This is a genomic window from uncultured Paracoccus sp. (genome assembly GCF_937873615.1).
GTDB lineage: Bacteria > Pseudomonadota > Alphaproteobacteria > Rhodobacterales > Rhodobacteraceae > Paracoccus.
The window spans coordinates 34783-56339 of sequence record NZ_CALMYP010000065.1 but is presented as its reverse complement, the minus strand read 5'-3'; the positions used below and the strand labels follow the sequence as shown (position 1 = coordinate 56339).

General features: G+C 63.9%; 24 protein-coding genes. 14 read left to right on the top strand and 10 right to left on the bottom strand.

Annotated elements, in window-relative coordinates; translation table 11 throughout:
• Nucleotides 1–9: 9 nt before the first annotated feature.
• The 3 genes from Q0330_RS15360 to Q0330_RS15350 form a co-directional block, all read right to left on the bottom strand.
• Complete coding sequence (locus tag Q0330_RS15360; RefSeq protein WP_299481319.1) at nt 10–1014, bottom strand: enoyl-CoA hydratase/isomerase family protein; 1005 nt, start codon at nt 1012–1014, stop codon at nt 10–12.
• On the bottom strand, nt 1011–2156 hold the full coding sequence (locus Q0330_RS15355; protein WP_299481316.1) for an acyl-CoA dehydrogenase family protein: 1146 nt from the start codon (nt 2154–2156) through the stop codon (nt 1011–1013). The genes Q0330_RS15360 and Q0330_RS15355 overlap by 4 nt, the downstream gene beginning before the upstream one ends.
• Before the next feature lie 114 nt (nt 2157–2270).
• Complete coding sequence (locus Q0330_RS15350) at nt 2271–3770, bottom strand: CoA-acylating methylmalonate-semialdehyde dehydrogenase (RefSeq protein ID WP_299481313.1); 1500 nt, start codon at nt 3768–3770, stop codon at nt 2271–2273.
• Nucleotides 3771–3871: 101 nt separating this feature from the next.
• On the opposite strand from Q0330_RS15350, the gene Q0330_RS15345 reads away from it, so the two are divergent.
• The 4 genes from Q0330_RS15345 to Q0330_RS15330 all read left to right on the top strand — a co-directional run bounded on the left by Q0330_RS15345 (nt 3872) and on the right by Q0330_RS15330 (nt 6735).
• Nucleotides 3872–4789 (top strand): LysR family transcriptional regulator, encoded by a 918-nt coding sequence (locus tag Q0330_RS15345; protein WP_299481310.1) that lies wholly within the window; start codon nt 3872–3874, stop codon nt 4787–4789.
• A gap of 50 nt (nt 4790–4839) precedes the next feature.
• On the top strand, nt 4840–5283 hold the full coding sequence (locus Q0330_RS15340; protein ID WP_299481307.1) for a CBS domain-containing protein: 444 nt from the start codon (nt 4840–4842) through the stop codon (nt 5281–5283).
• A gap of 78 nt (nt 5284–5361) precedes the next feature.
• Nucleotides 5362–5862, top strand: coding sequence for a pantetheine-phosphate adenylyltransferase (coaD, locus tag Q0330_RS15335; RefSeq protein WP_299481304.1), 501 nt, complete (start codon nt 5362–5364; stop codon nt 5860–5862).
• Between the two features lie 63 nt (nt 5863–5925).
• Nucleotides 5926–6735 (top strand): DUF2189 domain-containing protein, encoded by an 810-nt coding sequence (locus Q0330_RS15330; RefSeq protein WP_299481301.1) that lies wholly within the window; start codon nt 5926–5928, stop codon nt 6733–6735.
• 60 nt (nt 6736–6795) lie between these two features.
• On the opposite strand, the gene Q0330_RS15325 is transcribed toward Q0330_RS15330, so the two are convergent.
• Together Q0330_RS15325 and Q0330_RS15320 are read right to left on the bottom strand one after the other, a co-directional pair.
• Entirely contained in the window at nt 6796–7305 is a 510-nt protein-coding gene (locus Q0330_RS15325) for a polymer-forming cytoskeletal protein (protein WP_299481298.1), read from the bottom strand.
• The gene (locus Q0330_RS15320; RefSeq protein WP_299481295.1) at nt 7295–8545 is read right to left on the bottom strand and encodes a DUF5930 domain-containing protein; all 1251 of its coding nucleotides are present in this window, start codon (nt 8543–8545) and stop codon (nt 7295–7297) included. The genes Q0330_RS15325 and Q0330_RS15320 overlap by 11 nt, the downstream gene beginning before the upstream one ends.
• A gap of 295 nt (nt 8546–8840) precedes the next feature.
• Here Q0330_RS15320 and Q0330_RS15315 point away from each other — a divergent pair, with 295 nt between their 5' ends.
• On the top strand, nt 8841–8984 hold the full coding sequence (locus Q0330_RS15315) for a hypothetical protein (RefSeq protein WP_299481292.1): 144 nt from the start codon (nt 8841–8843) through the stop codon (nt 8982–8984).
• A gap of 75 nt (nt 8985–9059) precedes the next feature.
• Nucleotides 9060–10061, top strand: a complete 1002-nt coding sequence (gap, locus tag Q0330_RS15310) for a type I glyceraldehyde-3-phosphate dehydrogenase (RefSeq protein ID WP_299481289.1) — start codon at nt 9060–9062, stop codon at nt 10059–10061.
• Between the two features lie 73 nt (nt 10062–10134).
• Here gap and Q0330_RS15305 read toward each other — a convergent pair whose 3' ends face one another.
• On the bottom strand, nt 10135–10455 hold the full coding sequence (locus Q0330_RS15305) for an antibiotic ABC transporter (protein ID WP_299481286.1): 321 nt from the start codon (nt 10453–10455) through the stop codon (nt 10135–10137).
• Nucleotides 10456–10578: 123 nt separating this feature from the next.
• Here Q0330_RS15305 and pyrC point away from each other — a divergent pair, with 123 nt between their 5' ends.
• From pyrC to Q0330_RS15290, 3 genes are all read left to right on the top strand, one after another.
• Nucleotides 10579–11622 carry a dihydroorotase gene (gene pyrC, locus Q0330_RS15300; protein WP_299481645.1) on the top strand — a complete coding sequence of 348 codons (1044 nt, stop codon included), beginning with the start codon at nt 10579–10581 and terminating at the stop codon, nt 11620–11622.
• Nucleotides 11619–12290: an orotate phosphoribosyltransferase gene (locus Q0330_RS15295; protein WP_299481283.1), complete on the top strand. Its 672-nt coding sequence runs from the start codon at nt 11619–11621 to the stop codon at nt 12288–12290. Before pyrC ends, Q0330_RS15295 begins: the two co-directional genes overlap by 4 nt.
• A gap of 162 nt (nt 12291–12452) precedes the next feature.
• On the top strand, nt 12453–13940 hold the full coding sequence (locus Q0330_RS15290) for a replicative DNA helicase (protein WP_299481280.1): 1488 nt from the start codon (nt 12453–12455) through the stop codon (nt 13938–13940).
• A 156-nt stretch (nt 13941–14096) separates the two neighbouring features.
• On the opposite strand, the gene purB is transcribed toward Q0330_RS15290, so the two are convergent.
• From purB to Q0330_RS15275, 3 genes are read right to left on the bottom strand one after another with little or no spacing between them, the layout of a single operon-like run.
• On the bottom strand, nt 14097–15407 hold the full coding sequence (gene purB, locus Q0330_RS15285) for an adenylosuccinate lyase (RefSeq protein WP_299481277.1): 1311 nt from the start codon (nt 15405–15407) through the stop codon (nt 14097–14099).
• A 28-nt stretch (nt 15408–15435) separates the two neighbouring features.
• On the bottom strand, nt 15436–15654 hold the full coding sequence (locus Q0330_RS15280) for a ribbon-helix-helix domain-containing protein (RefSeq protein WP_299481642.1): 219 nt from the start codon (nt 15652–15654) through the stop codon (nt 15436–15438).
• 10 nt (nt 15655–15664) lie between these two features.
• Nucleotides 15665–15841 (bottom strand): DUF4169 family protein, encoded by a 177-nt coding sequence (locus Q0330_RS15275; RefSeq protein ID WP_299481274.1) that lies wholly within the window; start codon nt 15839–15841, stop codon nt 15665–15667.
• 226 nt (nt 15842–16067) lie between these two features.
• On the opposite strand from Q0330_RS15275, the gene Q0330_RS15270 reads away from it, so the two are divergent.
• Together Q0330_RS15270 and Q0330_RS15265 are read left to right on the top strand one after the other, a co-directional pair.
• On the top strand, nt 16068–16472 hold the full coding sequence (locus Q0330_RS15270; RefSeq protein ID WP_299481271.1) for a hypothetical protein: 405 nt from the start codon (nt 16068–16070) through the stop codon (nt 16470–16472).
• A 29-nt stretch (nt 16473–16501) separates the two neighbouring features.
• The gene (locus tag Q0330_RS15265) at nt 16502–16906 is read left to right on the top strand and encodes a hypothetical protein (protein ID WP_299481268.1); all 405 of its coding nucleotides are present in this window, start codon (nt 16502–16504) and stop codon (nt 16904–16906) included.
• Nucleotides 16907–16932: 26 nt separating this feature from the next.
• On the opposite strand, the gene Q0330_RS15260 is transcribed toward Q0330_RS15265, so the two are convergent.
• Nucleotides 16933–17355, bottom strand: a complete 423-nt coding sequence (locus Q0330_RS15260) for a DUF1489 domain-containing protein (RefSeq protein WP_299481265.1) — start codon at nt 17353–17355, stop codon at nt 16933–16935.
• Between the two features lie 47 nt (nt 17356–17402).
• On the opposite strand from Q0330_RS15260, the gene Q0330_RS15255 reads away from it, so the two are divergent.
• From Q0330_RS15255 to Q0330_RS15245, 3 genes are all read left to right on the top strand, one after another.
• On the top strand, nt 17403–18554 hold the full coding sequence (locus tag Q0330_RS15255) for an AI-2E family transporter (RefSeq protein WP_366518338.1): 1152 nt from the start codon (nt 17403–17405) through the stop codon (nt 18552–18554).
• Nucleotides 18555–18557: 3 nt separating this feature from the next.
• Nucleotides 18558–19274 carry a DnaA/Hda family protein gene (locus Q0330_RS15250; protein WP_299481259.1) on the top strand — a complete coding sequence of 239 codons (717 nt, stop codon included), beginning with the start codon at nt 18558–18560 and terminating at the stop codon, nt 19272–19274.
• 78 nt (nt 19275–19352) lie between these two features.
• A complete protein-coding gene (locus tag Q0330_RS15245) occupies nt 19353–21518 on the top strand; it encodes an RNA degradosome polyphosphate kinase (RefSeq protein WP_299481256.1) in 2166 nt (721 codons plus the stop codon).
• Nucleotides 21519–21557: the final 39 nt, after the last annotated feature.

Sequence of the window (21557 nt, the reverse complement as noted above, 5' to 3'; positions counted from 1 at the left end):
GCGTCCTCTCTATCTGTCGAAATGCAGTTCTTCGGCCCCGAGCGGGGCCAGGATGGCATCGACCGCCGCGTCCGAGGCATCGGCGGTCCATTGCGGATTGCGATCCTTGTCGATGACCTGGGCGCGCACCCCCTCGACGAAATCGCCAAGCTGGGTGGCGCGATGGGTGAAGCGGTATTCGCGCGCCAGACTGTCCTCGATCCGGGCATCGCCGCGCGATTCGCGCACCAGCCGCAGCCCGGCGGCCATGGAAAGGGGCGAGTTGCGGCGGATCGGTTTCAGCGCCGCCTCGTCGCCCTGCGTTTCAAGGACGGCTATGATCGCAGCCGTATCCGCGCCGGCAAAGGCCGAAAGATCGCGCGCCGAAAGCGGGGCCTCGGGCGGGGTCTGACCGTGCAGGACCGACAGATCGCCGGTCTGGATCAGCGTTTCGATCAGCGCCGGCCATTCGGCCTCGGGCAGGTAGAAATCGGCGAAACCGGCCTTGATCGCGTCGCCCGGACCCATGCGGTCGGCGGTCAGCATCAGATATTCGCCAAGATGGCCCGGCGCACGGGCCAGAAGCCAGCTTCCGCCCACATCGGGGATCAGCCCGATCCCGGATTCCGGCATGGCGATGCGGGTACTGTCGCCGACGATGCGGTGACTGGCATGGCCGCCCACGCCCACGCCGCCGCCCATGACGAAGCCCTGCATGAAGGCCACGACCGGCTTCGGATAATTCGCGATCTCGGCATTCATGCGGTATTCGTCGAAGAAGAAGCTCTGCCCCTCGGCATGATCGCCTGCCTTCGCCGCGTGATAGACCGCCGCGATATCGCCGCCGGCGCAAAAGGCGCGCTCGCCCTCGGCATCTATGACGACCAGCTTGACCTCGCTGTCATCCTCCCACCCTCGCAATGCCGCGTGGATAGCCAGTGCCATCTCGTGGCTCAGTGCGTTCAGCGCCTGCGGTCGGGTGAAGGTGATGCGGCCGGCGACGCCTTCCTTGCGAATGGACAGATCCCGCGTCACGCATGTTCCTCCAGCAATGCGCGGCTGACGATCAGCCGCATGATTTCATTCGTGCCTTCCAGGATCTGGTGCACGCGCAGGTCGCGCACGATCTTCTCGATCCCGTAATCGGCAAGATAGCCGTAACCGCCATGAAGTTGCAGGCATTGATTGGCGACCTCGAAGGCGCGGTCGGTGACATGCAGCTTGGCCATAGCGCAGAATTTCGTCGCATCGCGGTCGCCCCGGTCCAGCTTCCATGCCGCCTGACGCAGGAAGATGCGGGCCGATTGCAGCGCGGTTTCCATTTCGGCCAGGCGGAACTGCAGCGCCTGAAACTGGTCGAGGGTTCTGCCGAAGGCCCGCCGCTCGCCCATATAGGCGACGGTCCTGTCGAGCGCCGCCTGCGCCGCACCAAGCGCACCGGCCGAGATATTCAGCCGCCCGCCATCCAGCCCGGCCATGGCATAGGAAAAGCCGCGCCCTTCCTCTCCGATCAGGTTGTCGAGCGGGATCAGGCAATCGTCGAACTGGACCTGCGCGGTCGGCTGCGCCTTCCAGCCCATCTTGCGTTCCGGCGCGCCGAAGCTGAGGCCGGGCGCTCCGGCCTCGATCACCAGGGCCGAGATGCCTTTCGGCCCATCCTCGCCGGTGCGGGCCATGCTGAGGTAGCAATCCGAATAGCCCCCGCCCGAGATGAAGGCCTTGCTGCCGTTCAGGCGATAGCCTTCGTTGCCGCGTTGGGCGCGGCTGCGCAGGGCGGCGGCGTCGGATCCCGATCCCGGCTCGGTCAGGCAATAGGACCAGATCTGTTCCATGCGGCATAGGCCGGGCAGGAACCTTGCCTTGGCCTCGGGCGAGCCGAACTTGTCGATCATGCCGCCGCACATGTTGTGGATGGATAGGAAGCTGCCGACCGAGGGGCAGGCCATCGCCAGTGCCTCGAAGATCAGCGTGCCGTCGAGGCGCGACAGTCCCGAGCCGCCATATTCCTCGGATACGAAGATGCCGCCCAAGCCAAGCTCGGCCACCTTCCCCCAAAGCTCGCGCGGGATGGTGCCGTCATTTTCCCAGGCTTCGGCGAATGGTGCGATCTCGCCCGCGCCGAAATCGCGCGCCATGTCGAAAATCGCCTGCTGTTCCTCGCTGAGTGCGAAATCCATGCTCTCCCCCTCATGTCTTTCAGCCTATCTCTAGCCGGCAATTCTTACGCGATTGTTTCAGGTCTCGCCTGCCGGTCGATATGCCGGGCGGGACGGTCCCGCCCGGCGAAGTGCTTAGTCCAGAGCCTTGAAGTTCAGGCTGGCCCCGTCCTTGATGCCCGAGAACCAACGCGCGGTCACGGTCTTGGTCTTGGTGTAGAAGCGGAAGGCGTCGGGACCGTACTGGTTCAGGTCGCCGAAGGCCGATTTCTTCCAGCCGCCGAAGCTGAAATAGCTGAGCGGAACCGGGATCGGGAAGTTGATCCCGACCATGCCGACATTCACGCGGGAAGCGAAATCGCGCGCCGTGTCGCCATCGGCGGTGAAGATCGAGGTGCCGTTGCCATAGTCGTTTTCGATGATCAGCTGCAGCGCGTCTTCATAGTTGTTGCGGCGCACCGTGGTCAGGACCGGGCCGAAGATCTCCTCGCGGTAGATCTCCATCTCGGGGGTGACGCGGTCAAACAGCGACGGGCCGCAGAAGAAGCCGTTCTCATAGCCCTGGATCTTCAGGCTGCGCCCGTCGACGACCAGATCGGCGCCCTGATCCACGCCCGAGGCGATCAGCCGGTTGATCCGGTCCTGCGCGGCCTTGGTGATGACCGGGCCGAAATCGACATCGTCGCCGGCGGTATAGGGGCCGACCTTCAGCTTCTCGATCCGCGGCACGAGGCGTTCGATCAGCGCATCGGCTGTGCCTTCGCCCACCGGCACGGCGACGGAAATCGCCATGCAGCGTTCGCCCGCGGCACCGTAGCCCGCGCCGATCAGCGCGTCGGCGGCCTTGTCAATATCAGCATCGGGCATGATGATCATGTGGTTTTTCGCGCCGCCGAAACATTGCGCGCGCTTGCCGTTCGTCGCCGCCCGGCCATAGATATATTGCGCAATCGGGGTCGAGCCGACGAAGCCCACCGCCTGAATCGTCGGATCGTCAAGGATCGCATCCACGATCTCCTTGTCGCCATTGACCACCTGCAACACGCCATCGGGCAGCCCGGCTTCCTGCGCCAGCTTCGCCAGTGCCAGCGAGGTCGAGGGCACGCGCTCGGACGGTTTCAGGATCATCGCATTACCTGCCGCAAGCGCCGGGCCCATCTTCCAAAGCGGGATCATCGCCGGGAAGTTGAACGGCGTGATGCCCGCCACCACACCAAGCGGCTGACGCATGGCGTAAAGGTCGATGCCGGGGCCGGCATTGTCCATGTATTCGCCCTTCAACAGCGAGGGCGCGCCCATGCAGACCTCGATCACTTCCAGCCCGCGCTGCACGTCGCCGCGCGCATCGGGCAGGGTCTTGCCATGCTCGCGGCTGACCAGTTCGGCCAGCATGTCCATATTGTCATTGATGAGCTGGCCGAATTTCATCATCACCCGCGCCCGACGCTGCGGGTTGGTGGCGGCCCAGCCGACCTGCGCCCTGGCGGCACTGGCAACGGCGGCCTTCAGCTCGTCAGGGGTGGCGAGGGCGACGCGCGCCTGCACTTCGCCCGTCGCCGGGTTGTAGATATCCGAATAACGGCCCGAGCCGCCCTTCACGTCCTTGCCGTCGATCCAGTGGCCGATCTCTTGCATGTTATCCTCCATGGCAAATTCGCGGTTAGAATATCTTGCGTAAATGCAGCAGAAAAGCGAAAGTTCGGCAAAGAGATTTTGCATTTTTGCAAAGGTGACGCGTGGACTGGGACGATCTCAGGGTATTTCTGGCCGTGGTCCGCGACGAAGGTCTGTCGCGGGCCGGGCGGCGGCTGGCGATGGACCCCTCGACTGTGGGGCGCCGGATCGCGCGGCTGGAACAGGATCTGGGGCAGCCGCTTTTCGTAAAGTCGCCGCAGGGCTATGCGCTGACGACCGAAGGCAGCCGATTGCTGCCCCATGCCGAAGCCGCCGAGCGGGCGCTGAGCGGCGCGGCCAATGCGCTTGGACAGGCCGGCGAGTTGACCGGGCAATTGCGCATCGGCGCGCCGGACGGTTGCGCCAATTACCTGCTGCCGCAGGTCGCGGCGCAGATCTGCGATGCCCATCCGGGGCTGGAAATCCAGATCGTGGCGCTGCCCCGGGTCTTCAACCTGTCGAAACGCGAGGCCGATTTCGCCATTGCCGTCAGCCGCCCGGAAAGCGGTCGGCTGGTGGTGCAGCGGCTATGCGATTACCACCTGCATCTGGCCGCCCATGCCGATTATCTGGCCGCGCATGGTCAGGCCGCGAGCTTGGCCGACCTGACCGGAAAGCGGCTGATCGGCTATATTCCCGACATGATCTTCGACCGCGAACTGGATTATCTGGCCCCACTGCTGGAACGCAGCGGGGCGGAAGCGGCGCGGCTGACCTCGAATTCGGTTTCGGTTCAGATGCAGGCGATCCGGGCCGGGGCAGGGGTCGGGATCGTGCATGATTTCGCCATCCCCTTCGCGCCGGGCGTCCAGCCCCTGCTGGCCGAGGATTTCAGCCTAAAGCGCAGTTTCTGGATGATTCGCCATGCCGATGATCGCCGCTCCGAGCGGCTGAACCTGCTGGCCGACCGCATTGCCCAAGGGTTGCGCACCGAAGTTGCCCGGCTGGAAAACGCCGCTTTCGCGAATCGCGGGGCTTGACCTCTTGCGTGGTTGCGACAGACTGAGCTTATGCAAGCAAGGAGGGCAGCATGCTGGTGAATCAGATCCTTTCCCTGAAAGGAGATACCGCGCCGAATATCGTGACCATCCCGTCCTCGGCGACGGTGGAAGAGGCGGTCAAGCTGCTTGGCGAAAAGCGGATCGGTGCCATTGTCGTCAGCGATGACGGCAAGAAGCCGGTCGGCATCCTGTCCGAGCGCGATATCGTCCGCGAACTCAGCAAGCAGGGTGCCTCGGTTCTGGCCGCGCCGATCAGCGGGCTGATGACCCGCAAGGTTTCGACCTGCGGCACGGGCGAGGATGCTCATGCCGTGCTGGAGCGGATGACCGAGGGTCGTTTCCGTCACCTTCCGGTGGTGGATGAGGACGGCAATATGCTGGGCCTCGTCTCGATCGGCGATGCGGTCTCTGCGCGGTTGAAGGAACTCAATGCCGAAAAGGATGCGCTGACCGGCATGATCATGGGCAGCTGAGCCGCGATCGGGCGTCTGGCGTCTTGATTTCGCCGCGCGTATCGGTTGGGTTGCGGCCGGAGACTCGGAGGACAGACCATGCGGACAGCGCTCTATCCCGGCACGTTTGACCCGATCACGCTCGGGCATATCGACATCATCGAAAGGGCGATGGCCCTGGTCGACCGGCTGGTGATCGGGGTCGCGATCAACCGCGACAAGGGTCCGCTTTTCGATCTGGAGCAGCGTGTTTCCATGGTCCGACGCGAATGCGATGCCATCGTCAGGCGCACCGGCGGCGAGATCCTCGTGCATCCGTTCGAGAACCTGCTGATCGACTGCGCCCGCGATGTCGGTGCCAGCGTCATCATTCGCGGGCTGCGGGCGGTGGCGGATTTCGAATATGAATTCCAGATGGTCGGCATGAACCGTGCGCTCGATTCCAGCATCGAGACCGTCTTCCTGATGGCCGATGCCCGCCGGCAGGCCATTGCCTCGAAACTGGTCAAGGAAATTGCCCGTCTGGGTGGCGACGTGTCCAAATTCGTGACTCCGGCGGTGCGCGAGGATCTGCTGGCGCAGCTTGACTTGCAGCGCTGATGTCATTTTTGTTGATTGCGGCACGCTTGGCATTCTAGCTTTCCTGAAAAGAGGAGGGCAGGCATGACGCAAGGCAACCACGACCTGGAAATCGAACATCGCGAACCGGACGTGATTCCGGAACCGGCGCATATCGGCATGGAGGCCATTGGCACCAGCCTGCGCGCCGGATGGCGGGATTTCCTGCGCGCACCGGGTTACGGGCTGTTCTTCGCGGCGTTCTATGTTGCCGGCGGGCTGGTCCTTGCGGCGGTGGCGGCGCTTTCGGGGCAGGAGTGGTGGCTGATGCCCTTCGTCGTCGGCTTTCCGCTGATCGCCCCCTTCGCGGCGGTCGGGCTTTACGAGGTCAGCCGGCGGCTGGAATCCGGTCAGCCGTTGATCTGGCGCGACGTGATGAATGTGGTCTTTTCCCAGAAGGACCGGCAGCTGCCCTCGATGGCGATGGTGATATTGCTGCTGTTCATGTTCTGGGTCTTTGTCGCCCATACCACCTTTGCGCTGTTCATGGGGGTCTCGGCACTGACCAACATCACCTCGTCGATGGATGCGCTGATGCAGGGGCGGGGGCTGGCCATGCTGCTGTTCGGCACATTGATCGGCGCGGGCTTTGCCGCCGTCCTGTTCAGCTTCACCGTGGTCGGCCTGCCGCTTCTGATGGATCGTGAGGTCGATTTCATCTCTGCCATCATTGCCTCGATTCGCGCGGTCGCGGCCAATCCGGTGGTGCTGGCGGTCTGGGGCGTGCTGATCGCGGTGATCCTGTTTCTGGGGATCCTGCCGCTGTTCCTTGGGCTGTTCGTCGCGCTGCCGGTTCTCGGCCATTCCAGTTGGCACATGTATCGCCAGTTGATGCCGGATGAGCCGGAGGCATGACGCGCCGGGCATGAAAAAGGGGGCCATCGGCCCCCGAATTCACCACGATGATCTGGTCGATCAGTCGTCTTTCTTTGACGAATCGCTTGACGGCGGGGCCAGCTTCTTGGTGCCGCCTTGGGCCAGCGGATCTTCCTGACGCTGGACCGAGCCTTCGAAATGCGCACCGGATTCGATGGCGATGGTCTTATGGATGATGTCGCCTTCGACCTTCGCGGTCGAGGACAGGCGCACCTTGATACCGCGCAGCCGACCGATGACGCGGCCATTCACGATCACCTCGTCGGCCAGCACCTCGCCGCGAACCGTGGCGGTATCGCCGATGGTCAACTGGCGGGCGCGGATATCGCCCTCGATGGTGCCTTCGATCTGGACATCGCCGGCGGTCTGAAGATCACCCTTGATGGTCAGATCCGAGGACAGGACCGAGGGGGCAGAGCGCTTCTGCGGCGCTGCGGCGACCGGGGTTTGTTCCTTGGGGGCCTCGACCGGGGGCAGAGCCTCCGATTCGGCGGGCGCGCCGGGGGCGGTACGGTTTTGCGTTTCGGTCACGCGAGATTTAGAAAACATTCTGAGCTGCCTTGATGAACCTCATGGGATTTACGGCTTCGCCGTTCACCCGAACCTCATAATGAAGATGGGAACCGGTCGACCGTCCAGTATTTCCCATATCACCGATCTGGGCGCCGCGCGATACCTTCTGACCGGCCCGAACACGGATCTTTGAAAGATGCGCATAGCGGGTTTCGGTGCCAAGCGCATGCTCGACGATGATGATATTGCCGTAACCGCTCTGACGACCGGCGAATTTCACCACGCCGTCGCCGGTGGCCAGGATCGGTGTGCCGACCGGACCAGCCAGGTCGATCCCCTTATGGGCGCGACCCCAACGGGCGCCGAAGCCCGAGGTGTAACGGAAGGCCGATTTGACCGGCATGTCCAGCGGCAGCTTGTTGCTGGCGATCCGATAGCGGTTGACCTGATCGAGACTGACGACGATTTCCTTGCCGCGCGCCTCGGTCTCCGAGATCGCGGCATTGCCGCTGGTCGAGACGGTGGCCTGGGTCAGCGGACCGCCCTGGCCCGAATATTCCGTATCGACCGAGGCCAGCAGCGAATCGGTGTCGAGGTTCAGCTGTGCCAGCATGTTCTTGTAGGGGACGGCTGCGGCAACGGCTGCATCTTCGATCTGGGTAAAGATCTCTTCATTGCGGGCGAGCAGCTGTTCCCGCTCGGCTTTGGCGGTCGCGGCCTCGGCACGGGCCAGGCGCGCCGCTTCGTCAGCGGCCTCGCGGGCCTCGGTGGTGAGGCGCAGTTTTTCGCTCAATGCACTCAGCGCCAGATCCTTTTCGGGCCCGCTCGCTTCGTTGGTGGCGGGCAGGGCGGCAATGGCCGTCCCCAGCTTCTGTTGCATTGCATCCAGGCCCGCTTCCAATTCGCGGTTATGTTGCTGGGTGGCCAGAAGCTCGGTCTGGTACTTGGCGACCTGGTCAAGCGCCACGGCGAATCGCAACTGTGCCTGCTGCGCCTCGCTGGTGCGGGCATCGCGTTCCTCGGCGAGCGCGGAGAGCCGGTTTTCAAGAACCAAGGCCGCCGAAGCCGATCCGCTGTCGATACCACCGCCGATTCGGTCATAGGCCAGCAGCGCCCCCGACACGATCGCCCAGCCAACCAGCAAAGCCGTTCCGCCCATCAGCCCCAGTTGAGTGGTGGGGCGAAGGTGAATGACACGGGTCGTGCTTTCGGTTTTCAGGAAGAGACGTTTCTCAGGCAGGATCTTCGCAAGCGCAGCGTTCAGGCGAATGGGCAAGGCAGCTGTCCCCGGATAAGTTATTGTTAATGCGCTTGTTCCAGCGCTGATTGGCATGGCCCCCGGCAGAAGGAGCCTTTGCTCTCTGTTCCTAAACAGGATGGCATATGCATTTTCAACTGGTTTGCTGATGAACTGTGCGGAAGCGGCAAAAACCCGCCAATTCCGGCGGAAACCTGCCGAGCTTCGGGCGGTAAAGCGGCGTTAGGGAACTCTGCCTTGCTTCCTTGCCGATGCCGGTCGGCGGCGCTAAGCACGGAAGCGAGGACCTAACGGCCAGACGGAAGGCGAGCCTGTGACGACCGGCAATGTGATCACCCTTTTCGTACTGATCCTTATGATCTTTGTCGCTGACGCGTTCTGGCTGCACTGGAACCTGCCGGTGCTGATCGGGCGCGAGTTTGTCAACTTCGTCGAATATCTCAGCTTCTGGCGTTAGAGGCACCCAACGGGGTTTGCAACAGCCGGCAAAAACCCTCATAAGCGCTGCGAAACCAGTCTGCGGAGGTCTATCATGGCTGTGAAGGTTGCAATCAACGGGTTTGGTCGGATCGGGCGCAACGTGCTGCGCGCTATTGTGGAATCAGGCCGGACCGATATCGAGGTCATCGCGATCAACGATCTGGGGCCGGTGGAAACCAACGCCCACCTTATCCGTTTCGACAGTGTCCACGGCAAGTTCCCCGGCACGGTGACGGTCGACGGCGACACCATCGACGTGGGTCGCGGCCCGATTAAGGTCACCGCGATCCGCAACCCGGCCGAGCTGCCCTGGGCCGATGTCGACGTGGTGCTGGAATGCACCGGCATCTTCACCGATGCGGACAAGGCGAAGGTCCATCTGGAAAACGGTGCCAGCCGGGTGCTGGTCTCGGCCCCGTCCAAGGGGGCTTCGAAGACCATCGTCTACGGGGTGAACCAGGACACGCTGACCAAGGACGACCTGATCGTCTCGAATGCCAGCTGCACCACCAACTGCCTGTCGCCGGTGGCCAAGGTCCTGAACGATGCCATCGGCATCGAAAAGGGCTTCATGACCACCATCCACAGCTATACCGGCGACCAGCCGACGCTGGATACGATGCACAAGGACCTGTATCGCGCCCGCGCCGCCGCGATGTCGATGATCCCGACCTCGACCGGGGCTGCCAAGGCCGTGGGTCTGGTGCTGCCGGAACTGAACGGCAAGCTGGACGGCGTGGCCATCCGCGTGCCCACGCCGAATGTCTCGGTCGTCGATCTGACCTTCGAGGCCAGCCGCGACACCACCGCGGAAGAAGTCAACGCCGCCATCAAGGCCGCCGCCGACGGGCCGCTGAAAGGTGTTCTGGGCTATACCGATCAGCCGAATGTCTCGATTGACTTCAACCACGACCCGCGCTCGTCGATCTTCGCGCTGGATCAGACCAAGGTTCTGGACGGTCGCATGGTCCGTATCCTGACCTGGTACGACAACGAATGGGGCTTCTCGAACCGCATGTCGGATACCGCCGTGGCGATGGGCAAGCTGATCTGACCGATCCCGCAGAACAAACGAAAACGGCCTCCGATCCGGAGGCCGTTTTTCGTGTGGTCAGGCGATCCTGCGATCAGCCAAGCGCGCGGGTCGAGGATTTGCTCAGCCGGCGCGCATTGGCCCGGGTGCGCCGCCCATAGGGCCGCAGCGCCGCCGCCATGACCTTCTCTGCCGGGGCGCCGCGAGTCACCGCACGGAACATCGCCTTACCCGATTCCTGCGCGGCATCCAGTTTTTCCTGGACCATACGATGCGGTTCATTGCGATGCTGCGGCAGCAAACCCATCATCCCGGCCATGCGCAGGCCGATGACCATTTGCGATTCGATAGCGATCTGAGCGACTTGCGCCCAGAGCCGGGTCGCCTCGGCCATGTTGTTCGTCAGAAAACCCATGCGTGATTCACCTTTCTAGCTGGGGCGCATGCTGCACTTGCGATGAGCAAATGACAAGTTGCCCTATGCGCAATGCTGCTTCCCGCCTTTCATCGGGCGGCCGGGCAGTATAATCCGATGGGCATGATGAATTCACTCACGATCACACGCCCCGATGACTGGCACCTGCACCTGCGCGATGGCGCGATGCTGGCTGCCGTGGCCCCGCATTCGGCCGATTTCGGCCGCGCGATCATCATGCCGAACCTGGTGCCGCCAGTGGTGACCGGCGATCAGGCCCGGGCCTATCGCGACCGCATCCTTGCCGCCATCCCCGAGGGCGCGGCGCTGCGCCCGCTGATGACGCTCTACCTGACCGAGACCACCGATCCCGCCGATGTCGTGGCCGCCCATGCCGCCGGGCTGATCGCGGCGGTGAAGCTTTATCCGGCTGGCGCGACCACCAATTCGGCCAGCGGCGTGACCGATTTCGACCGCGTCCGCCCGGTGCTTGAGGCCATGGCCGAGGCCGGCGTGCCGCTTTGCGTCCATGGCGAGGTCACCGATCCGGCCATCGACATTTTCGACCGCGAGGCTGTGTTCATCGACCGCGTGCTGGACCCGGTCCGCCGCGCGACGCCGGGCCTGCGGGTGGTGATGGAACATGTCACCACCTCGGACGGGGTGGATTATGTCAGCGCCAATGCCGCCAATATGGGCGCCACCATCACCACCCATCATCTGGTCATCAACCGCAACGCGATCCTCGCCGGCGGTATCCGGCCGCATTACTATTGCCTGCCGGTCGCCAAGCGCGAATCCCACCGGCTGGCGCTGCGCCGTGCGGCCATGTCGGGGCCGGGGCCGTTCTTCCTCGGCACCGATTCCGCACCGCATCCCGACCGCGCCAAGCTGCAGCCCTGCGGCTGCGCCGGCTGCTTTACCGCGCCGAATACCATGGCGATCCTCGCCCAGGTTTTCGAGGAAGACGGCAAGCTGGACAACTTGGAGGCCTTCACCTCGCTGAACGGCCCGGCCTTCTATCGCCTTCCCGCGAACGAGGACCGCATCCGCCTGACCCGGCAGGACAGCCCGGTCAGCTTCCCCTCTGAGATCGCTGCCGGCGACGAGACCGTGACCGTCTTCGACCCCGGCTTCCCCCTGTTCTGGCAAACGGAGCCCGCATGAGCTTTTCCTTCCCCACCGCCGAGGAGATCGCTCGGCTGACCGCAAGGGCGCTGCTGGAAATCAAGGCGGTGGATTTCAACGCGGCTGAGCCCTTCACCTATGCCTCGGGCCTCAAGGGGCCGACCTATGTCGATTGCCGGCGCATCATCTCCTATCCGCGGGTGCGCGGCACGCTGATGGATTTCCTGGCCGCGACGGCGATGCGCAACGCGGGCTTCGAGGCCTTCACCAATGTCGCCGGTGGCGAAACCGCCGGCATTCCCTTCGGCGCCATGGTCGCCGAGCGTCTGGGCCTGCCGATGAGCTATGTGCGCAAGAAGCCCAAGGGTTATGGCCGCAACGCCCGGATCGAGGGTCGCATGGACGAAAGCGACCGGGTGCTGCTGGTCGAGGATCTGACCACCGATGGCGGCTCGAAACTCAGCTTTGTCGATGCGATCCGCGATACCGGGGCCGAATGCGCGCATACGGCGGTGATCTTCTATTACGGGATCTTCCCGGAAACGACGCAGCGCCTGGCCGATCATGGCGTGAAGCTGCACCATCTTTGCACCTGGTGGGACGTTCTGGCCGAGGCGAAAGCGCAAAACGCCTTCGATACCGCCACCCTGACCGAGGTCGAAGCCTTCCTGACCGACCCGCGCGGCTGGCAGGAAAAGAACCGCTAAGCCAGCCGTGGCCGGCACCCGTTGGGTTCAGCGGCTGCCGGTCGGACGGGTTTTCCACAGCCTGTCCCCAGAGTTGCCCACCAGATTTTCCTGCCCTCTTGTTCAGATTCGGCATATATTGTGGCATAGAGGCAGTCGCATAAGAAGAACACGGACAGGGTCATGAACGAGATTAGGGCGTTGCAGCCGGCGCCGACGCCAGGCGATTCGGAAGAACAAAGCGTTCCCTTCTCGATCGAGGCAGAACAGCAGCTTCTGGGCGCGCTTCTGACCAATAACGATGTCTTCGACCGGATCAGCCAATTGCTGAAACCGGAACATTTCTATGAACCCGTCCATGCGCGCATATATGAAATCGCCTCCGAGCGGATCCGCAAGAACGCACTTGCCAGCCCGGTGACGTTGAAGGCGTTTCTGGACAGCGATGCCGGGTTGAAGGATCTGGGTGGTCCGGCCTATCTGGCGCGGATCGCGGCGGCGGCGATCTCGGCCTATGCGGCGCGGGATTATGCGCAGATGATCCGCGAATTTGCGCTGCGCCGCGACCTGATCACGCTCGGGCAGGATATCTCGGCGCGCGCGGCTTCGGTCCGGGTCGAGGACGATGCCGAAGAACAGATCAAGGCCGCCGAGCAGACGCTGTATAAGCTGGGCGAGCAGGGCGTGGCCGAGCGCGGCTTCCAGTCCTTCCTGAAGGCGGTGACGGGTGCCGTGGATGCGGCGGCGGCGGCGTTTCAGCGCGACGGCAAGCTGTCGGGGATCCCGACCGGGCTGATCGACCTTGACCGCAAGATGGGCGGGCTGAACAATTCCGACCTGATCATTCTGGCCGGGCGTCCCTCGATGGGGAAGACCTCGCTGGCGACCAATATCGCCTTCAACATCGCCAAAGCCTATCGGCAGGGCGAGAAATCCGACGGCACAACCGGCGCGGTGGAAGGCGGCGTGGTCGGCTTCTTCTCGCTGGAAATGTCGGCCGAACAGCTGGCGGCGCGGATCCTGTCCGAGGCGTCGGAGGTCGGCAGCCACCAGATCCGCTCTGGCGACATGTCCGAGGAGGAATTCCGCCGCTTCGTGCAGGCCGCGAACGACCTGCAAAGCTGTCCGCTTTATATCGACGACACCCCGGCCCTGCCGATCAACCAACTGGCCGCGCGGGCACGCAAGCTGAAACGGACCCATGGGCTGGACCTGATCATCGTCGACTATTTGCAGCTTCTGAAGGCGGCGAGTGCCAAGGACAGCCGCGTCAACGAGGTCTCCGAGATCACCCAGGGCCTCAAGGCCATCGCCAAGGAGTTGAACATCCCGGTGATCGCGCTGTCGCAGCTGTCGCGCCAGGTCGAAAGTCGCGACGACAAGCGGCCGCAACTGTCGGACCTGCGCGAATCCGGCTCGATCGAGCAGGACGCCGATATCGTGATGTTCGTCTTCCGCGAGGAATATTACCGCGAGCGCGAGAAGCCGGCGGATCACGAGCTGGAAAAGATGGCCAAGTGGCAGGAGATCATGAGCTCGGTCCATGGCAAGGCCGAGGTGATCCTGGGCAAGCAGCGCCACGGCCCCATCGGCACGGTCGAACTGGCCTTCGAGGGCCGCTTCACCCGCTTCGGCAATCTGGAGAAGTCGCGCCAGTCCGAATGGGATTAAGCCCCGGGCAGGCGGCCTGGACGGGGCGCTTCAATTGTCGTCCTGGATTGCGCCCTCAACTGGCGCGTTTTCTTTCGTCGACATGGTTCCGGCATTGAAGGTCGCCCCCTGCATGTTTCGCATGGGCGACTCTCGCAGCGCAGGATGAAGGTCGGGTTAACCCGCCTGGCCGAACACCCGCTTGAAGATCGTGTCGACATGCTTGGTGTGATAGCCGAGGTCGAATTTTTCCTCGATCTCGGCAGGCGACAGTGCTGCCGTCACCTCCGCATCGGCCAGAAGCTCGGTCTTGAAATCCTTGTTTTCTTCCCAGACTTTCATGGCATTACGCTGGACCAGCCGATAGGCATCCTCGCGCGAGACTCCGGCCTGGGTCAGCGCCAGAAGCACCCGCTGCGACATCACCAGACCCTTAAACTTGTTCATATTCTTGAGCATGTTTTCCGGGTAGATGACCAGCTTGTCGACGACGCCCGCGAGCCGGTTCAGCGCGAAATCGAGCGTGATCGTCGCATCCGGCGCGATGCCGCGTTCGACCGAGGAATGGCTGATGTCACGCTCATGCCAGAGTGCCACGTTTTCCATCGCCGGGATCACCGTCATGCGCACCAGCCGCGCCAGCCCGGTCAGGTTCTCGGTCAGGACCGGGTTGCGCTTGTGCGGCATCGCCGAGGACCCCTTCTGGCCGGGAGAGAAGAATTCCTCGGCCTCCAGCACCTCGGTGCGCTGCATGTGGCGGATCTCGATGGCGATATTCTCGATGCTCGATGCGACGACGCCGAGCGTGGCGAAGAACATCGCATGGCGGTCTCGCGGGATCACCTGCGTGCTGATCGGCTCGGGGCGCAGGCCCAGTTTTTCGCAGACATAGTCTTCGACATGGGGGTCGATATTGGCGAAGGTCCCGACCGCGCCGGAAATCGCGCCGGTCGCCACTTCCTCGCGTGCGGCTCCGAGGCGGCGTCTGTTGCGGTCCATCTCGGCATAGAAGCGGGCGAAGGTCAGGCCCATCGTGGTCGGCTCGGCATGGATGCCGTGGCTGCGGCCGATGCGGACGGTATCCTTGTGTTCAAGCGCGCGGCGTTTCAGCGCGGCCAGAAGCTTGTCCATATCGGCCAGCAGGATATCGGCGGCGCGGACAAGCTGGACGTTCAGCGTGGTGTCGAGCACGTCCGAGGATGTCATCCCCTGATGGACGAAGCGGGCTTCGTCGCCGCCGATATGCTCGGCCAGATGGGTCAGGAAGGCGATCACGTCATGCTTGGTGACGGCCTCGATCTCGTCGATGCGGGCCACGTCGAACTCCACATCCCTGGCTTTCCACACGGCCGCGGCATTTTCCTTCGGAATGACGCCCAGTTCGGCCTGGGCGTCGCAGGCATGGGCCTCGATCTCGTACCAGATGCGGAACTTGGTTTCGGGCGACCAGATGGCGGTCATTTCGGGGCGGGCGTAACGCGGGATCATCGGGGCCTCCTGAATTGTCAGGGGTGACTTAGCCTTCCCTCGTGGATTCTGCCAGCACGAACAGGCGACACGCGGTGCCCAGGCCCACATCCGGCGGTCGCGCATGGTCGATTTCGGCGATCAGCGCCGCACGGGTGGTGTCGCGCGTCCGGGCGATGCGGTCGAGCGCGCGCCAGAACGCACCCTCCAGGCTGACCGAGGTGCGGTGCCCGTCTATGGAGACCGAGCGTTTGGCAGGCGCGTCCATCGGCGGCAGGTCAATCGTCACGCTTGACCCCGTCGAGATGTTTTGTCGCGCGATCAGCTTCGGCCTTTTCGGTCGCCTTTTGCGCCTTGGTCCGACCGAACTTCGTGGCATTCGCATCCGCCTCGCGCCGGGCGTCCTCGCGGGCCTTCTGCTTGCGGAAGCGGTTGAGATTGGTGATCTGGCTCATGGCGTCATCATAGCTGGGAATATTCCAAGGCGGAACGAAATCCGCGTGACGACCGCCATCATTCTTCCGAATCCGGCTTTGGTCAGGCGCCCTCGCCGATCTCTTCCAGATCGCGGGTGATCGGCTTTGCCGGGGCAGGTCCCGGTGGTCGCGCCGCCAGTGTCTCGACATGGAAGCGCGCTTATGAGACCAATCAAGACAATATCATTTAGTTATAGGACATATCATGCGATATTCCATGTATTCGGGCTTGTTGGCAGCGCTGGCCATTGCCGCCTGCACCTCTGCCAGGATCGAAGACAGAACAACAACATCATTCTACGTTGAAGCCAAATCGGCGCCGGCATGTGGCATGAGCGATAAGGAATATATGGATCGGGCGTCAGCGATCGAAGTGATAAAGCGCGGCGGCGACCGGTTTGTCTATCTGGATAGCGAATCTGTTTCCAGATCCAACGTCGTTCCGATGGGCGGCTATATCTCTTACCAGACGGAAACGAAGCGCATCGGCACCGTTCAAATGCTCGGCAGCGATCAGCCCGCGCCTGCGCACGCGCTTTCCGCGAGAAGAATTCTCGGCCCCGAATGGGAAGCCGTCGTTGCAGAGGGCCTGGGCCCGACCTGCATGTAAGCCGTCACGATCTCTATCGAGGTACCCGGATGAAAAGACTTCATGTCGCCGCCGTGGTTGCGCTTGCTTTGCTGGGCGGATGTGGAAACGGCATCACCCGTCAGGAGATCGTGTCGCTTTCCCCTGACCAGATCGCCAGAACGAAGAGCAAGGTCGCCGGCGTTTCACAATTTGCCGGCCTTCCTCTGCACGAGCTCTATGGCATGAGAAAAATCCGCAATGGCCGGGAGGAGCTTTTCGCATGTGGCCGCTTCGGGTCGGAGGATTATTTCTCATACAACCTGACGGATGACCATCTGCTGTATATCCCGGACATCGCCGCCGGCAGGTTGGCCAATGACTGGGGCGGCAGGCTGTCGTCAGACTGCTCCAGAACAGGTACGAAATTCACGCCTGCGCCGGTCAATGCGGGGGCAGAGGTCAATCAGGCCTGAAATCAGCGGGGCCCGGTGTCCCGGCTTCAGCGCAGGCCCATTTCGGCCAGCTGCGCCGCCAGTGCCGGGGGCAGGCTGTCGTCATGGCTGCGGGCGCGCGACAGGTCCGGGGGCGCGTCGTCGCGGTTCAGATAGCGCCAGCCCTGGAAGGGGCGCCGGGGCACGGCGGCGGTGCGGACCAGTTCGGGGTCGAGGATCAGCGCGCAGCGGCGGATGCCGTCATCGCCCAGCCGTTCCTCCAGCGCGATCAGCTTCTGGCGTGCCAGCATCGTGCCCTTGAACACCCAGTAGATCGAGCCGCCGGCCAGCAGCTCGGCCTCGCGCTTGGGCCACATCCGGGTGACGTGCTGGCTGGGGCCGCCGCCATAGCGCTGCTTCTGCCACGCCTCCAGATCTTCCGGGGATTCGGCGCCGACGCAGAGTTTCATGAGATTGACGTAATCGACCATGGCCCCGATATAGGACGCGAATGCGGCGGGGCAAAGGGTGATTGGCGATGTCGGCAAAGGCACAGGTGATCTGGTGGGGCACGGCCGGCATGGCGCTGTTGCTGGCGCTCTGGCTGTTGGGGCAGGCGATTCTGCCCTTCATAATCGGCGCGGGCGTGGCCTATCTGCTGGACCCGCTGGCCGACCGGCTGGAACGCGCGGGTCTTAGCCGGAGCCTTGCGGTGGTGACGATCACCCTTGGCGCGGTGCTGGTCTTCGTGGCCTTCCTGCTGTTTCTCGCGCCCATCGTGATCCGGCAGGCGGTGCAACTGGTCGATGCGGTGCCCGATATGCTGGCGCGGTTGCAGCAATTCCTGATGACGCGCTTCCCGAATATACTGGCCGAGGGCGGCCCGCTCGATTCCAGCCTTCAGAATGTCGCCTCGCTGATCGGAGAGAAGGGCGGCGGGGTGCTGACCTCGGTGCTCAGTTCGATCTCGGGCGTGGTCAGCGTCATCGCGCTGTTCGTGATCGTGCCGGTGGTGGCCTTCTACCTGCTGCTCGACTGGGACAATCTGGTGGCCCGCATCGACGCGCTGCTGCCGCGTCATCATGCGCCCACCATCCGCCGTCTGGCCGCGCAGATCGACGACACGCTGTCGGGCTTCATCCGCGGGCAGGGCACGGTGATGCTGATCCAGGGCACCTTCTATTCGATGGCGCTGATGCTGGTCGGGCTGCCCTATGCGGTGGCCATCGGCATGGGGGCTGCGGTGCTGGGCATCATCCCCTATGTCGGCACGCTGATCGGCGGCGCGACCGCCATCGGCGTCGCCATCTTCACCTTCTGGGGCGATCCGATCTGGATCGCCGCCGTGGCCGCGATCTTCGTCATCGGTCAGGTGGTCGAGGGCAATTACCTGCAACCCAAGATCGTCGGCAACCATGTCGGGCTGCATCCGGTCTGGCTGCTGCTGGCGCTGTCGGTCTTCGGCGCGCTCTTCGGTTTCGTCGGCATGATCATCGCCGTGCCGCTGGCGGCATCCCTGGGCGTGCTGGTCCGCTATGCGGCCGAGCGCTATACCGAAAGCCCGCTTTACACCGGCGAGAAGCCGGCGCCGCCCCTGCCAGAGCCGGTGCTGGTCGAGATCGCGCCCGAAGGCACGCTGACCTCTCGCCGCGATACCGAAGCTGTCGCCGGGCCGGCCGAGACAAGCTGATCCGTGGCCCGGCAACTGACCCTCGATCTGGCGCTTGCGCCCGCGCTCGGGCGCGACGATTTTCTTGTCGCCCCGGCCAATGCGCTGGCCATGGCGGTGCTGGACGATCCGGCTGGCTGGCCGCAGGGGCGGATGCTGCTGATCGGGCCGGACGGGTCGGGCAAGACCCATCTGGCGGCGATCTGGGCCGCCGAGACGGGGGCGGCGCAGGTCCCGGCGCGCGGCCTGCGCGTCGACAGCGTCGATCTTCTGGCCCGCGAGGGCGGTGCCCTGCTGATCGAGGATGCCGACCGGATGGCCGGCAATCCCGGCGCGCAGCAGGCGCTGTTTCACCTGTGGAACCTGAGCGCCGAGCGCGATTGCCTGCTGCTGCTGACAGCGCGGACGGCGCCGGGGCAGTGGGGGCTGACGCTGCCCGATCTGCTCAGCCGTATGGGCGCCATGGCCGTGACCCGGATCGAGCCGCCGGATGAAAGCCTGCTCGCTGCCGTTCTGGTCAAGCTGCTGGCCGACCGGCAGATGGTCGCGCCTTCGGGGCTGATCGACTGGCTGGTGCCGCGCATGGATCGCGATCTTGGTCTGGCGCGGCGGCTGGTGGCGGCGCTGGATGCCGAGACCATGGCCGAACGCCGCCCGTTGACCCGCCCGCTGGCGGCGGCGCTGCTGGAAAGGGTGGCACAGACCGATCCGCCCCGGCCGGAACCGTCACGGGACGCTTGAAGTCGCGGCGATTGAATGAAAAATCGGAAGGGCGCATAAGCAGTTCTCTCGACCGATGTCGAATTTCAGCAGGCCAGCATGACCCAGTCCAATTTCCTCGACCAGCCCATTCCCGCCGCCGTCAGCCTGCCCGGCGGCACCCCCACCGGGCCGGATCGTTTCTTCAACCGCGAGCTCAGCTGGCTCAGCTTCAACTGGCGGGTGCTGGACGAGGCCCGCAACGACCGCGTGCCGCTGCTGGAACGGCTGCGCTTTCTGGCCATCTCGGCCACCAATCTGGACGAATTCTATACCGTTCGGGTCGCCGGCCTGCGCGAGCTGGTGCGCGAGGGCAATGCGCTGCCCTCGCATGACGGGCGCACCCCGACCGAGCAATTGCAGCTGATCAATGCCGATGCGCGCCGCTTGATGGGGGCCCAGCAGGCGGTCTGGAACAGGTTGCGCGGGGACCTTGAGGCCGAGGGGATCGTGATCCTGTCGCGCGACCGTGTGACCCGGTCCGAGGCGGAATATCTTGGCAATTACTTCCTCGATCAGGTGTTTCCGGTGCTGTCGCCTTTGGCCATCGACCCGGCGCATCCGTTTCCCTTCATCCCCAATGCCGGCTTTTCGCTGGCCCTCGAACTGGCCCGCGAATCCGACGGGCGGCGGATGCAGGCGCTGCTGCCGGTGCCGGCGCAATTGCCGCGCTTTGTCCGCCTGCCGGGCACCTCGCGCTTCCTGCGGCTGGAAGACCTGCTGCTGATGAATCTCGCCAGCCTGTTCCCCGGCTATCGCGATACCGGCTCCTGCACGTTCCGGGTCCTGCGCGACAGCGATCTGGAGGTCGAGGAGGAGGCCGAGGATCTGGTCCGCGAATTCGAAACCGCGCTGAAACGCCGCCGGCGCGGCTCTGTCATCCGGCTGAAGATCACCGAGGGCGCGCCCGATGCGCTGCGCCGGATCATCATGGACGAGCTTCACGTCACCCCCGACGAGGTGGTCGAGGTTTCGGGCCTGCTCGGTGTCGCCGACCTGAAGGAACTGGTGCTGGACGACCGCCGCGACCTGCAATGGCCGGCCTTCACCCCGCGCGTGCCCGAGCGTGTGCAGGATCATGACGGCAATATGTTCGAGGCGATCCGCCAGAAGGACATGCTGCTGCACCATCCTTACGAGACCTTCGACATGGTCATCCGCTTCCTGCAGCAGGCGGCGCGCGATCCGAATGTGCTGGCGATCAAGCAGACGCTCTATCGCACCAGTCGCGACAGCCCGATCGTCGATGCGCTGTGCGAGGCGGCGGAATCGGGCAAGTCGGTGACCGCCCTGGTCGAACTGAAGGCGCGTTTCGACGAGGCCGCGAATATCCGCCAGTCGCGGCGGCTGGAACGCGCGGGCGCCCATGTCGTCTATGGTTTCGTGAACTACAAGACCCATGCCAAGATCAGCACGGTGGTCCGGCGCGAGGGCGAGGCGCTTGTCACCTATACCCATTACGGCACCGGCAATTACCACCCGATCACGGCGCGGATCTATACCGACCTGTCGCTGTTCACCTGCGATGCGGCGCTTGGGCGCGATGCCACCAAGGTGTTCAATTTCCTGTCCGGCTATGTCCAGCCCGAGCGGCTGGAGAACCTCTCGATCTCGCCCATCGGCTTGAAGGAGCGGCTGATCCAGATGATCGGGCGCGAGGCCGATTATGCCCGCGCCGGCCGCCCGGCAACGATCTGGGCCAAGCTGAACTCTCTGATCGAACCCGATGTGATCGACGCGCTTTACGCCGCCAGCCAGGCCGGGGTGAAGATCGATCTGGTGATCCGCGGCATCTGCGGGCTGCGTCCGGGGATTGCGGGGCTGTCGGACAATATCCGGGTGAAATCCATCGTCGGGCGCTTCCTCGAACATTCGCGCATTGTCTGTTTCGGCGCGGGTTTCGGGCTGCCGTCGCGCAAGGCCCGGGTCTTCATCAGCTCGGCCGACTGGATGGGGCGCAACCTGAACCGGCGCGTGGAAACCCTGGTCGAATGCCTGAACGATACCGTCAAGGCGCAGATCGTCAGCCAGATCATGGCCGCCAATATGGCCGACGAGGCGCAAAGCTGGATCCTGCGTCCCGATGGCCGCTATCTGCGGCATCTGCCCGCAGGGCGCGAGGATCTGTTCAGCTGTCATCGTTTCTTCATGGAAAATCCGTCACTTTCGGGCCGTGGCCGGGCCGGGGCCGGGGATGTCCCGGCCTTGACCCATAGCGCCGATTAAGGAAGAACCGGGTTATCACGGCTGCGTGACCGGAATCAG

What these genes read in the sequence shown, in the direction of transcription:
- Q0330_RS15355 (WP_299481316.1), bottom strand. Translation starts at nt 2,156, where the DNA reads ATGGATTTCGCACTCAGCGAGGAACAGCAGGCGATTTTCGACATGGCG.
- Q0330_RS15350 (WP_299481313.1), bottom strand. Translation starts at nt 3,770, where the DNA reads ATGCAAGAGATCGGCCACTGGATCGACGGCAAGGACGTGAAGGGCGGC.
- Q0330_RS15340 (WP_299481307.1), top strand. Translation starts at nt 4,840, where the DNA reads ATGCTGGTGAATCAGATCCTTTCCCTGAAAGGAGATACCGCGCCGAAT.
- coaD (WP_299481304.1), top strand. Translation starts at nt 5,362, where the DNA reads ATGCGGACAGCGCTCTATCCCGGCACGTTTGACCCGATCACGCTCGGG.
- Q0330_RS15330 (WP_299481301.1), top strand. Translation starts at nt 5,926, where the DNA reads ATGACGCAAGGCAACCACGACCTGGAAATCGAACATCGCGAACCGGAC.
- Q0330_RS15325 (WP_299481298.1), bottom strand. Translation starts at nt 7,305, where the DNA reads ATGTTTTCTAAATCTCGCGTGACCGAAACGCAAAACCGTACCGCCCCC.
- gap (WP_299481289.1), top strand. Translation starts at nt 9,060, where the DNA reads ATGGCTGTGAAGGTTGCAATCAACGGGTTTGGTCGGATCGGGCGCAAC.
- Q0330_RS15305 (WP_299481286.1), bottom strand. Translation starts at nt 10,455, where the DNA reads ATGGGTTTTCTGACGAACAACATGGCCGAGGCGACCCGGCTCTGGGCG.
- pyrC (WP_299481645.1), top strand. Translation starts at nt 10,579, where the DNA reads ATGATGAATTCACTCACGATCACACGCCCCGATGACTGGCACCTGCAC.
- Q0330_RS15295 (WP_299481283.1), top strand. Translation starts at nt 11,619, where the DNA reads ATGAGCTTTTCCTTCCCCACCGCCGAGGAGATCGCTCGGCTGACCGCA.
- Q0330_RS15290 (WP_299481280.1), top strand. Translation starts at nt 12,453, where the DNA reads ATGAACGAGATTAGGGCGTTGCAGCCGGCGCCGACGCCAGGCGATTCG.
- purB (WP_299481277.1), bottom strand. Translation starts at nt 15,407, where the DNA reads ATGATCCCGCGTTACGCCCGCCCCGAAATGACCGCCATCTGGTCGCCC.
- Q0330_RS15280 (WP_299481642.1), bottom strand. Translation starts at nt 15,654, where the DNA reads ATGGACGCGCCTGCCAAACGCTCGGTCTCCATAGACGGGCACCGCACC.
- Q0330_RS15275 (WP_299481274.1), bottom strand. Translation starts at nt 15,841, where the DNA reads ATGAGCCAGATCACCAATCTCAACCGCTTCCGCAAGCAGAAGGCCCGC.
- Q0330_RS15270 (WP_299481271.1), top strand. Translation starts at nt 16,068, where the DNA reads ATGCGATATTCCATGTATTCGGGCTTGTTGGCAGCGCTGGCCATTGCC.
- Q0330_RS15265 (WP_299481268.1), top strand. Translation starts at nt 16,502, where the DNA reads ATGAAAAGACTTCATGTCGCCGCCGTGGTTGCGCTTGCTTTGCTGGGC.
- Q0330_RS15260 (WP_299481265.1), bottom strand. Translation starts at nt 17,355, where the DNA reads ATGGTCGATTACGTCAATCTCATGAAACTCTGCGTCGGCGCCGAATCC.
- Q0330_RS15255 (WP_366518338.1), top strand. Translation starts at nt 17,403, where the DNA reads ATGTCGGCAAAGGCACAGGTGATCTGGTGGGGCACGGCCGGCATGGCG.
- Q0330_RS15245 (WP_299481256.1), top strand. Translation starts at nt 19,353, where the DNA reads ATGACCCAGTCCAATTTCCTCGACCAGCCCATTCCCGCCGCCGTCAGC.